Below are 12,379 nucleotides of genomic sequence, written 5' to 3'. Positions count from 1 at the left end.
CAAAAAAGTGGAATTTCCCATTAATGGGCGCCATGCACGGCAATCTTTGAAAGAGAATTACAATGCACTACACGCTCGAGATTTTAAAACAATGGGTGGGCATCATAGGTGCCATGGCAACCTTTTTGGCTATGCCTTTACATGCAGCAGATAGTCATAATACCTTAAATGGCTTAATCGACAATTTGCGCCCACGCTATGTGGTTGGTGATGTTATGCCACGTTATACGCTGGCGGACCGTATGGAGTATTATGGCGTACCGGGCGTGGCTATCGGTATTATCAAAGATGGCAAGCTTATTCACGCAGAAGGATTTGGTGTTCTGCAACGTGGTTCAGGGGAAAAGATAGACGGCCATACGCTTTTCTCCGCCGGCTCAGTTAGCAAGATTGCAACGGCAACGATATTGCTGAAAATGGATGCGGCCGGGTTGCTTGATATTGACGGGAATATTACCCAGTACCTGAAGTCATGGCAGCTACCAAAGTCAGATAGACTGACCGATGATGGCGTATCGCTGCGCATGATCTTGTCCCATACTGCGGGATTTAATATTCATGGTTTTGCTGATTTCCTTCCAGGTGAAGAACTGCCAACGGTAATAGAAACACTGAACGGGGTTAGCCCTGCCCAACATGGCCCCCTAGAGTTTTTGTATAGACCTGGTAATCGGTATAAATATTCTGGCGGCGGGTATACGTTAGCGCAATTGGTCGCGACAGATATTACCGGTGAAAGCTATCCGGCTACCGCGAAGAAAATGCTATTTACTCCAATGGGTATGACCCGGAGCAATTTCACCAACCCGCTGCCCATGGACACCCAAAATGTGGCTAAAGCGCATAATAGGGACGGTAATCCTGTGGCCCTGCCACGTGGATATGAAGCGATGCCCGAAATGGCGGCATCAGGCCTATGGACCAGTGCACATGATTTAGGGACATTAACCGCGGCCCTGATCAATAGCTTTCGCACAAAGCATGGTTTTCTACCGCGAGACCTGGCTGTAGACATGATGACTAAGGTTACGCCTAGCAAACATGGAATGGGGCCAATGATTGATGGTAGCTCACAAGACCTGATCTTTCATCACGGCGGTGCAAATAATAGCTATAGGGCATGGATTGAAGGCAATCTGGCAACTGGTGATGGACTAGTCGTTTTAACCAATGGTGCGCGGGGTAATGATCTAATTATTGAAATCAGAAATTCAGCAGCAGATGTGCTTGATTGGTCGCATAATCGGCCAGTATATATCTCAAGGCTTGATATTGGTGCGGAACAATTGGCCAGTTTCGAGGGCGCATACAGGCCAAGTGATAGTTTTCCTCTTTCGATGCGAGAGCAAATGGTTGGCAGGTTCTTCGATGCAACAGTTCAGATCGCCTTGAAAGACGGCGGTCTTCAAATTAGCCGTCGGGGCAGCGATCGCTGGCAGCAGCTTATCCCGACAGGGCCAAACCGCTTTATGTTCCCTGCCTTTGCGCAGCGGATCGGCATGGTCGAACTCACATTTCATCGAAATGCAAGGCGTCAAACCAAAGAAATGTCACTGACAGTGCCGAGTGCAACTTCATATTATCAGCGTATCGAAGAATAGATTTTGTAGATTAGATGGGTTGAAATTTACAGTTGATATAGGTTTTTGGAGCGGCTTCAACCCTCTCTTTCTGCCTGGTCACAAATACGCTAGAGGTGTGGCAAGTCATTCTTGGGGAGTAATTCGAGAATACTATCGTTGCTGATTGCGATATTCTTGAGTTCGATAGTTCTGGGCGCAGGTTCAGAAATTACACTTCTTAAATAGGACGACGTATTGAGGGACTGTGAAATGTGCCCCGAAATGGTTGTTCTGCCTCGTTCTGGCACCTTTAAGGCAAGAGGGGAGCATACCCCTCTTCAAAAATCTTATGAGGCATAGATGCCGATTACGAGCGTACAGGGGTGTATTCACAGCGCATCCTGGGGGAGGGGTATTCTTTCCTTCCGATCCGGCAGTATATCGCGCTGCTTTACAAGCCATTACCGTCTTTTCGCCTTCCCTGGCAGTGTTACGGACTAACTACTCAAGATTATTGGCCCATCTCTCGCACCAGGTAACCAGCACCATCAATATTCTCCATCACCCACAGTATATAAGCGATATCCACATGAATAGCCCGGGTGTTATCGGTAAAATCCCAGTCTCCATTGATGCTGTCGTAGGTCCCATCGAACACCACACCCACCAACTCTCCGCGCCCATTCATGGTAGGAGATCCGGAATTTCCGCCGGTAATATCCACAGTACTGAGGAAATTGACCGGGACTGAGTCAAGCTGCTTTTTGTAGTAACGGCCGAATTTTTTATCGTCGATAGCTTCCATTAAGGCTTTTGGAGCATCAAATGGAGTCTCGCCGGTGTACTTCGCTTTGATCCCACGCAATGTTGTAAAGGGCACAAATCCCTGCTTTCCATCATTACCGTCCGCAGCCTTTTCGATGGTACCAGCGGGAGGCTGGTATCCTTTAACCAGACCATAAGTTACACGCAGAGAACTATTGGCATCGGGGTAAACCGGCTTACCTAGGGAATGGTAATAATCGATCAGTAACGCCATATACTGGGGGCGCAATTGCGCGAAACGCCCCTCCATGGCCTCCTCCTGCCTCTCCCGGGCAAGCATGTCATCGTACATCGCCACTGCCAACTGGATAAACGGGTCTTTGCTATCAGCGAAATCCCCTGGCTTTTTGCCGATCCAGGCCTCGCGCGCCTGTACGTCAGACAGTTTTGTATCCTTGTACATTTTATCGAGTGTCGCGCTCAAGTCACCACTTCCAGTACCAATCTTCAGGAACTGATCAAAGCTGGCAATACGCTGCTCTTTCGGAAGCGCCTGATAGCGCTGCAGAAAATAGAGCCAGACCTGCTTGTCTACAGATGCGTCGTAACTGCGCTCGATACGCCGCATACGCTCAGTAAACCGTGTCAGGTCCCGTTCCTGATAGCCTGGTTTGCGCTCAGCATCAGGCTTTTCCCCTTCTTTTGCCAAACGGTACAGTTGTCCCGCTGCACCCAGCATAGCGGAGCGGCCCATAGAATTGAGAGCCAGGTCTTGTTCACGGGCTGATTGTTTTTCAACGACCAATGCCTTCAGATCATCGAGCGTAGACTGGTATTTTTTCTGGCGGGCCTCGTCTGACTCCACCCAAGCCTGTAACGCTTTTTCCAGCTTGTGTTTCCGCTGCAAAAGGTCACTGCGCTGGTATCCCTCCATCATGCCGGTGAAGTTTTTAGAATAATTATTCAGTCCCGCCACGCGGCTGGCATACTTCAACTCAGCATCTTTATTCTCGGCTGTGGCCTCGGCAATAGTTTCCGACCACTCCGCCAATATCCGCTGCATAGTCGGATAGTACCAGCTGAAATTACTCTGTACCTCCTGTGCGGTTCGATAGCGATTGGTACGTCCGGGATATCCGGCTACCATCACAAATTCACCCTCCATAGGCCCCTTCGCCGCCACAGGCAGGAAGTGCTTGGGCTTGTAGGGCACGTTGTCCTTAGAGTAATCGGCGGGCTTGCCATCTTTACCAACATAGGCGCGGTAAAAAGCGTAATCCCCGGTGTGACGCGGCCACATCCAGTTGTCGATATCACCACCGAACTTGCCAATTGAGGACGCAGGCGCATGAACCAGGCGCACATCACGAATTTCCAGTTGTTTTATCAGGTAGTAGTTAAGCCCACCGTAATAGCTGTATACTTCACAACGATGCCCCGGATCTTCCTCACATTCAGAAACCAGCGACTTCTCCGCTTCTTCAATCGCGGCAAAACGTGCAGCGCCATCCATCTTATCGTCCAGACGCGCATTTACCTTATCAGTGACTTCGTTCATTGATACGGTTACATAGACGCGTGACCCGGGCGCGGCAGGCAACTCTTCGGCCAGATCCTTGGCAAGGAAACCTTCCGCCAGCAAATCCCGGGATTCGGTAGAGTTATACGAAATTGAACCATAGGCACAGTGATGATTTGTAATCACAAGCCCCGTAGGAGAAACAAAGGAGGCAGAACACCCTCCCAAGCTGATGACCGCATTCATTGGGAACTCGGTGAGTTTGGTCATACTGTCCGGATTTAACTTGAGACCATGGCCGCGAAGTTCCTGCGACAACTCCGGCAACTGGTGTGGTTGCCACATACCCTCGGTGGAAATACTGTCTTCCGGCCCGGCAGCATTGGCATGGCTGGCACCGGCAAGCAATGCAGTGGTCATGACGCTGAAAACGATAGAAGTTTTTATTTTCATAATTACTCTAAAATTCCTAAATAAGGGAGACTTAGACTGAGAGCTTACTCAATATTTCCGCAGGCCATCCGCTAAAACAGCATTAGGATACGTTGTATCAAAATGCCATTGTACCCTCGCCCGCCGGATAGATCCTCTGAAGGAGAAACATGCATCGATAACCGGAAAGATTAATGCGACAAGCAGCAGAAGCGGAGCGGAATCAGTGCCACTTCCAACCTGACTACCTGGTGCAAAAGCTGCCAGGGATAAACAGGGTCAGCCAACCTGTCATAATTGACATTAAGCCTATAAGCCATCTCAGCCGACACAAGAGCTACCTATTCTATGGAAGCCTGTGGATAATTGTGGCTCTGGGCCTCTGGCGGCATCAGAAGCTGGCACTCGACCAGCATACCCTCGTGACAACGCCGCCTGCAAATCCCGGGTCACCTCATTGTATAGGAGGCAGGCCTTCTTATGATTCACCTGCAGCCCCTTCCGGCGCCCGGTCAATTGAACAATCCCACTTCGGCAATATTGGATTAGTAATCATCTGCCACAAGTAAATCAGGAATAAGCACATATCCCAGGAAGAATTGATTTGCTTATAAAGTTATTTCAACCCAGCTACTCCCCGGCTTTAAGGTATAGCTTTGCATTTTTCCATTGTAGTTTACATTAATCGTATTGATTTGATCCTGCTCTATTTCCATTAGCATGGATTGCCGTAACTCGAATTTTCCAGGGCGGACACCGGTCAGGGGCACTTCCTGATAAATCCAGATATCATGTACATCCGCTTCCATACCCACCCACTGTGGGTGCAGCACATCACCATTGCCATCGCTAACCTGAAAACGGGCATTTACATAGCCCTCCATCTGTTTTTCTGCATCCTTTAACGTTTTACTGGCACTGAGCGACAGCGCCTTCTCGATATCGGCAACAAAAAAACGATGGGAAATCTCTAATGTTTGCGCACGTTCATTCAGTGAAATTTCAGTCAAGCCGAAGTGATAGCGGTGGGCTTTTGTGTGCAGCGCAAACATCAGCATCCCCATAATCAATATCAGGGATAAAGGGTTTTTCATGTTAATCACCGGGGTTTGGTAGACTGTGGCCAATCCGAATTTGAAAGTCAAAAGGGGGCGGGTCGACACAAAATAGTGGCAAACTGCGCCCCTCTTAATGGGCTTAGCCCGCCTCTTTTAACTCGACATTCCAGTCTTTCATCAGGTTGCGCTTCTTTTCATCCTTAAACAGTTCCAGGCGCGACTTGATAATACGGCGCGGGTAAAAATTATTCTCCACGTTGACATCCGCGGTTTCCCAGTAGGGGTCCAGTATCACCTGCTTGAGCCTCTTGCTTTTGTCGCGTACCAGCAGCTTGGAAGTCTTTTTAGCATTGCGCGCCCAGATCTCGGCTGGTATGCGCAGGTCTTCAACACTCCCATCTTCGTACTCCAGGCGTAAGAATAAGGGCATCACCAAGCCACCGATATTGCTGAAATCCAGCACATAGACATTACTCTCTACCTTAAGTAAGTCCTTTTCCCAGTCCTCCAACCCTTCGAGCTTGCCCTGATAACTATTGCGGTCGGCATTGGAAACATCAAATTCGTCGTGCTTGTTATAGAAGTCTTCGAGCTCGGGTTTGGCGTCAACAATACGAGGTAATTTTCTCGCACGGTTTTCAATAGCCGTCACTGTCTTCGGCTCACGTTCACGCTGAGCCCGCTTCCACGGTCCTTCTACTTCAGGATTCTTGGTGCCTACGGTGTAGTGGTGCACCGCGTCGAGGCTGATATCCACATTGTCAGTGGTATAAAACCAGCCGCGCCAGAACCAGTCCAGATCCATACCCGAGGCATCCTCCATGGTGCGAAAGAAATCTGCTGGCATTGGTCGCTTGAATTTCCAGCGCTGGGCATATTCACGGAATGCAAAATCGAACAGCTTGCGCCCCATGATGGATTCACGCAAAATATTCAGTGCCGTTGCGGGCTTGCCGTAGGCGTTATTGCCAAATTGAAGAATCGATTCCGAATTGGTCATAATCGGAACCTGATTCTCGCTTTTCATATATTCAACAATTTTTCTCGCATCACCACGACGGGACGGATATTTCTCTTCCCATTCCTGCTCAGCCAAAAATTGCACGAAGGTGTTGAGCCCTTCATCCATCCAGGTCCACTGGCGCTCATCCGAGTTGATGATCATCGGATAGTAGTTGTGTCCCACCTCGTGAATGATGACCGAGATAAGTCCATACTTTGTGCGGCGGGAATAGGTGCGCTTGCTGCGATCCTCCTCATCGATTTCCGGGCGCGGACCATTGAAGGTGATCATCGGGTATTCCATCCCACCCACAGGACCATTGACTGAAATAGATACCGGATAGGGATAGTCAAAGCTGTAGCGATTGTACACATCGATTGTATGTATAATGGACTCGGTGGAATACTTGTCCCACAGCGGCGTGCCCTCTTCGGGATAAAAAGACATCGCTATGGTGTCGGTGCCACCCTTCTTGTAACCTTGCGCATCCCACAAGAATTTGCGCGAGGACGCCCAGGAAAAGTCGCGGACATTTTCTGCCTCAAAAACCCAGGTCTTACGCTTGCTAGAACGGCGCTTTTCGTTCTCCAGCGCCTCTTCCTTAGTGACGATCATCACCGGCTTCGAAGCGGTGCGCGCCTTCCTCAGGCGTTCACGTTGTTGCGTGGTGAGCACATCCTTTGGATTCTGCAGAACGCCAGTGGCAGCAACAATGTGATCGTTCGGTACGTCGATGGCTACGCGATAATTACCGAACTCCAAAGCGAACTCCCCGCGTCCGAGAAACTGCTTATTCTGCCAGCCACTTACATCGTTATAGGCGGCCATACGGGGGAACCACTGGGCTATTTCGTACAGGTAATTATCATCGCGCTCAAAGTACTCATAGCCAGAACGGCCCCCAAGTGCTTTCTGCTCAATCACGTTGTACGCCCAGTCAACCTGAAAGCGCACATTAGCGCCCGAAGCCAGTGGTTGCGGCAGGTCAATTCGCATACCTGTATCGACAATTGTGTAGGGAAGGTCGCGGCCCCTATTATCAGCCACCTTGGTAATCTGGTATCCTCCAGGAAACTCACTAGATACGACTGCCCGGCGAAAGCTTCCGAAAGGGATAGTATCTGGCGCAATGGATTCCAGATTCACCGCTGCCGCCAAATTACCGGCAGAATCCGGTTTGAAGCGGTTTTGGTCCAGCTGCAGCCACAAATAGCGCAGGGTATCCGGAGAATTATTGGTGTAAGTCACTGTCTCAGAAGCGATGATCAGTTGCTTATCATCATCCAGGGAAACCTTGATATCGTAATCCGCCTGCTGCTGCCAATAGGCGTGCCCTGGTGCACCCGAAGCTGCTCGATAGGCATTTGGCGTGGGCAAAAGCGCTTCCAGCTGACGAAACTTGTCTCCGGTGATATTCAGGGGGTCCGCGGCAAAGCTCTCGGCAATGCCGGACATGACAAGTAGTGCCGCTCCCAGGCGGCCGAGTAGATGTCTGTTCATTGATTTACTTCAGGTTGCAACTAAGCGCAGTTTAGGTATGCACTATCTTTGAGAAAGTTATTGTCAAATTTACCGCAGGTGATTCCGTCTCAGGAGACCAAATAGTGATGCTTCTAACCCGCCAACATTTTAAACTTTGTTGCTTTTCAGCTTGTTGGCAAAAAGCATAGGGCCTGCTCTATCAGCCACCCCCCCAGTGCATCGATCCAGGAAGACTCCATCCCATTCCCGCTTCTTCCAATCTATTATCTCTATCCGGCTTTCCATCGTGTCATCAAGTGCCAGAACGGTCAAGACCTTGTCCGCCTCGTTAAACCCAAATTCACCCTGCTCGCTGATAAAAATGCCCTTCCTTCTTCCAACTTCAGCACCACGGATCAGAGAAAAAGCCGCTCATAATCAAACACATACCTTGAAGCAAAGCGCCAACTGCAGCTGTGATAACCCTCGCCACTGTTCTCCAAGCGGATATAACCACATTCCGGCAGAGGCTTCTGTTCATTCACCGGCGCGGCAGAGCTGGCTGTTCATGCTGGTGACCAGAGGTAATCTGGAAGTCAATCGACCCCGATGCGGCCCTGTTCTATCATTTGAGGCAACTTATCTTTATCGTTGTCCAAAAATGAGAGAAAACAGCATAGATTTCCCAAAACTTGAAGGTCATAAAAGTCAGACTTGTTTGCCACCGCCAACTGCTGGCAAAAAGTCTCACCGCGCCGGTAGCGTTCATCCTCAATACACCCCGCATCGACCAGCGTACTAATAAGATCAAAAGTATCCAGACAGGGTGTGGGCTAAGCTGTGATATGAGATAGATTTGGACCTTTGGAAAATCCTTGAATATTATGCCAATGTCTAGATACTTATTTACCAATTTGTAGGTAGTAGTAAGCGGCTAAGCACAACCGCTTTGCATTTTTGGCGTGACATGACAGATTTGCCCCTTTCTACCCCATTTTGTGGTCCCGGAAAATAGTGTCATTATCTTGAACTAGTCCAAAAGAGAGACCCCTGGCTTTGCCGGGGAGGCACAGTAACTCCAGTGTGTGAGCCGCCAAGCAACACACAAAGGAGTCTACATGAGACAAGTGGACAGTTTAAGTCACACGAAATGGGAGTGTAAGTACCATATAACTTTTATCACAAAAGTATCGTAGATAGGCAGCCCCCTTTGGGGGCTCAAGGAACGTTAGTTCCGTACAGACCGCCTTGAACGTTTCACGTTTAAAGCCACCGGCTTCGCCGGTGTCTATTCACTGAGTCAGTTGCCTGTAGTGCTATATCGTTTATCTCTTTGCGGAGAAAAAGTGCGAAGCCTACTGGCAACTGACCGCTTTTTCTACTGCTCAAGATATGCACTTAGTTAGAAGTTGAATTTGGGCTTCATTTATTCATGACATTTGTCACTTACTTCAAACGATAACTTATTAGATGATATAGTGAATTTCAGTTAACTTGGTTATTTATATGGAATCAACACTAAAAAGACTGGTAAAAATTAGCCTATTATATGCCATTTTTATTACCATACCAGTAAGTGCAACAAACAATAAAGTTAGTGACATAACTGACGCTTACTTAACTAGAAACTTAGTGGCACTGAATACAATAAAAGCACAATTAACCTCCGCTTCATCTTATGAAATGGCTTATATGAATTATCGATTAGGACTGTTATTGATGTTTAATGACAAAAAAGATGACGCTGAACTATTGTTAGATGAAGCAGAATCCATTCTCACTAATCAATCGATAGAGAGCAGCTCTCTTAATTATAGTTTACTAGCTTCAGTGTATGCACTTAAAGCTGGTTTAAACGCGTTTAGTGGTGCTATTAATGGTAAAAAATCAACAGACGCTATTAGAAAGGCTCAAAATATTGACAGTAATAATCCGCAAATTTGGTTAGTAAAAGGACTTAATGCGCACCACACACCAAAAATATTCGGTGGCAGTAATAAAAAAGCAATGCAGTTTTTTAGCAAAGCTATTTCCTTATACTCTCATGATATAGATAGAAGTATTTACTGGGGACTTGAAGAAACTCTAGTTTGGCGAGGCATACTACATAAGAAAAACAAACAGACAGAAGAGGCAATTAATGATCTTAAACAAGCACTTAGATATAATGAAAATTTTTCATGGGCTAAAGAACTCCTTGTGAAATTCTCGGCATAAAGGGGCTATTAGCATGATTTTCTATCACTCATTAGGCTTTGCACATACCTTAGCTGCCTTAGCCGCTTTACTCTCAGGTACCGTGATACTATTTAAAAAGAAAGGTAGTTCACATCACAAAATACTTGGCTACACTTACATTGTTTCCATGGTATTTACCCTGGCATCTGCTTTTTCAATTTATGATCTATTCGGCTCATGGGGCATATTTCATTGGGCTGCGCTTGTAGGGTCTTTTTCATTATTGTCCGGATTTATTCCTGTTATAATGAAGAAGCCAAAAAAGAAGTGGTTAAATAATCACTATCAGTATATGCTTTGGTCATATATTGGCTTAGTTGCTGCGGCGTTTTCTGAAGTAGGCACTAGATTACCTTCGATATGGCCTAGATTAGAAAATATATTTCCGATAGAGTACTTTTGGTTAGCCACGGTAGTTGCTTCTACACTAGTATGCTGCATCGGCGCTTATTGCATTTATGGATTAAAGCTCGGATCGCCAACTAACAATATATGATGTACTACATGACATTTAATTCAATTAAAATAAACGCACTAAAAAATAATAATTATATTTTTTTGCTCTACCTGTCTGTCTATTTCTTAAAATATGGCTTCAAACCATTTATCTTGTCAGAGTTTATTTTAGATCTATTTATCTTGACGTCCTTTGCCTACCTATTTTTAAATAGTTTTAAATATGAAAAAGCAAAAAATTTTTACTTAGCTTTAATATTGGTTATCTCTATAATTACTTCAATTTATAATTATAGTGCCAGTGTATTATTTATATTTTGTAGTGTTGCCGCCGAGAGTTTTAAAAGCGATAAAACTGCTGTTTTATGGTTATCGGCTATTGCTATTTCTATAGTATCCATCACCATCATATTTTCTTTACCCGCTTACTTTTGGTTAGTAGCTGGCTTGGTTTCTGTTATTGTTGTTGTCAATAAAAGAATAGAAAAATATAGAGATGAAAAAAATAAAACATTGTCATATCAAAAAATTTGGTATGCTACTTATAAAGAACGTGAGCGACTAAGCCAGGACTTACACGACTCATTGGGAATTTTATTATCAAAAGGAGTTTTACTCGCGCAAGTTGCAGCCTATAAAGACAAAAAATTAACCTTGGATTCTAAACAAAAATTTGAACAACTTGAAATTTTAATGAGGCAATCCCTAGAAAGCATTCGGCGTGTAATCACTAACTCTCATACTTGTGACTTTTCAAAGCAAATAGCTGAGATTCAAGAAACCTTAAACCTGGCTCAAATCAAAACTAACATTACCATTGACGCTGAAATACAATTAAATGAAAGCCAAAAACAACAGGTGTTGTATATTATCAATGAATCCACAGCCAATATCATTAAGCATTCCAATGCAAATGAATGTGAAATCCAATTTACTAAAGAAAATAATGAGGCTAGATTAATCATAAAAAATAATGGATATTCACTAATTGATTGGAATAAATCGAATGGATTGAATAATATCAAATCTAGAGTTGAAAATTTGTCTGGTAATTATACCATTACCAATGATGATGGTTTTAACATATCAACCACGTTTCCTCTTAAGCATGACTATAAAAATAATAATTATTGAGGATCAAAGAACAATACTTGATGCTTTCGAGCTATTGTTAGATGCCGTACAAGAATTCGAAGTAATAGCAACATTTACTGACGCACACAAAGCATTAAACTGGATTAAAGAGCACACTGTTGACATGGTGCTTTCTGATGTAGAAATACCGAATTTTTCAGGATTAGAAATGGCTGAAGAAATAACAAAAATTAAACCTGAAACAAAAATAATCATGTTGACTACATTTGCCAAAATTGGTTATTTGGAAAAAGCTCTCGATATTGGAGTTAACGGCTATCTAACCAAAGACATGCCAATCAATAAATTAATTGAATCAATGATTGCAATATATCAAGGAAAAACAATTATTTCAAAAAATTTAAATTTAGGAGTACAGCTTAATCCTAACCCGTTAACCGAGCGTGAAAAGGATATATTACGACTTATATCTTTTGGTTTAAATAATAAAGATATTGCAAATGAGCTACATCTTTCTACTGGTACCGTAAGAAACTACCTATCAATTGCGTTGGGGAAATTAAACGCTAATAGCCGAATGGAGGCTCTTAAGCAAGCACTAGATAATGGTTGGATATAAAGGCATCTCTAAAAATTACTTTTTGAATGCTAAATTCCACCATAGTCCGGGTCTTTTAGCCCATTAAAGCGGAGAAAATTTAATTTTTAGAGGTGCTCTTTCTATGCTTCACAGCTTTGTTGGTCACGCAGTAACATTTGTTCTTTAAGTTCACCGCAGCTATAAAATATT

8 protein-coding genes are annotated in these 12,379 nt (G+C 45.1%); 5 read left to right on the top strand and 3 right to left on the bottom strand.

Annotation, left to right across the window (positions count from 1 at the left end; genetic code table 11):
- Positions 1 to 62 precede the first annotated feature (62 nt).
- Positions 63 to 1,601 (top strand): serine hydrolase domain-containing protein, encoded by a 1,539-nt coding sequence (locus ACL7TT_RS03525; RefSeq protein WP_413393213.1) that lies wholly within the window; start codon positions 63 to 65, stop codon positions 1,599 to 1,601.
- A gap of 472 nt (positions 1,602 to 2,073) precedes the next feature.
- Here ACL7TT_RS03525 and ACL7TT_RS03520 read toward each other — a convergent pair whose 3' ends face one another.
- From ACL7TT_RS03520 to ACL7TT_RS03510, 3 genes are all read right to left on the bottom strand, one after another.
- Entirely contained in the window at positions 2,074 to 4,299 is a 2,226-nt protein-coding gene (locus tag ACL7TT_RS03520) for a S46 family peptidase (RefSeq protein ID WP_413393211.1), read from the bottom strand.
- 587 nt (positions 4,300 to 4,886) lie between these two features.
- Positions 4,887 to 5,372: a DUF6702 family protein gene (locus ACL7TT_RS03515; RefSeq protein WP_413393209.1), complete on the bottom strand. Its 486-nt coding sequence runs from the start codon at positions 5,370 to 5,372 to the stop codon at positions 4,887 to 4,889.
- A 103-nt stretch (positions 5,373 to 5,475) separates the two neighbouring features.
- The gene (locus ACL7TT_RS03510; protein WP_413393207.1) at positions 5,476 to 7,839 is read right to left on the bottom strand and encodes a M1 family metallopeptidase; all 2,364 of its coding nucleotides are present in this window, start codon (positions 7,837 to 7,839) and stop codon (positions 5,476 to 5,478) included.
- Between the two features lie 1,467 nt (positions 7,840 to 9,306).
- On the opposite strand from ACL7TT_RS03510, the gene ACL7TT_RS03505 reads away from it, so the two are divergent.
- From ACL7TT_RS03505 to ACL7TT_RS03490, 4 genes are read left to right on the top strand one after another with little or no spacing between them, the layout of a single operon-like run.
- Positions 9,307 to 10,017 carry a hypothetical protein gene (locus ACL7TT_RS03505; protein WP_413393205.1) on the top strand — a complete coding sequence of 237 codons (711 nt, stop codon included), beginning with the start codon at positions 9,307 to 9,309 and terminating at the stop codon, positions 10,015 to 10,017.
- 13 nt (positions 10,018 to 10,030) lie between these two features.
- Positions 10,031 to 10,534 carry a DUF2306 domain-containing protein gene (locus ACL7TT_RS03500; protein WP_299945487.1) on the top strand — a complete coding sequence of 168 codons (504 nt, stop codon included), beginning with the start codon at positions 10,031 to 10,033 and terminating at the stop codon, positions 10,532 to 10,534.
- An 8-nt stretch (positions 10,535 to 10,542) separates the two neighbouring features.
- Positions 10,543 to 11,628 (top strand): sensor histidine kinase, encoded by a 1,086-nt coding sequence (locus ACL7TT_RS03495; RefSeq protein WP_413393203.1) that lies wholly within the window; start codon positions 10,543 to 10,545, stop codon positions 11,626 to 11,628.
- Positions 11,603 to 12,208 (top strand): response regulator transcription factor, encoded by a 606-nt coding sequence (locus tag ACL7TT_RS03490; protein WP_413393201.1) that lies wholly within the window; start codon positions 11,603 to 11,605, stop codon positions 12,206 to 12,208. The genes ACL7TT_RS03495 and ACL7TT_RS03490 overlap by 26 nt, the downstream gene beginning before the upstream one ends.
- Positions 12,209 to 12,379 lie beyond the last annotated feature (171 nt).

The sequence above is a fragment of the Microbulbifer jejuensis genome (assembly GCF_047289955.1).
GTDB lineage: Bacteria > Pseudomonadota > Gammaproteobacteria > Pseudomonadales > Cellvibrionaceae > Microbulbifer.
Note: the sequence above shows the minus strand (reverse complement) of the source record. Positions and strands in the feature narration are given on the sequence as shown.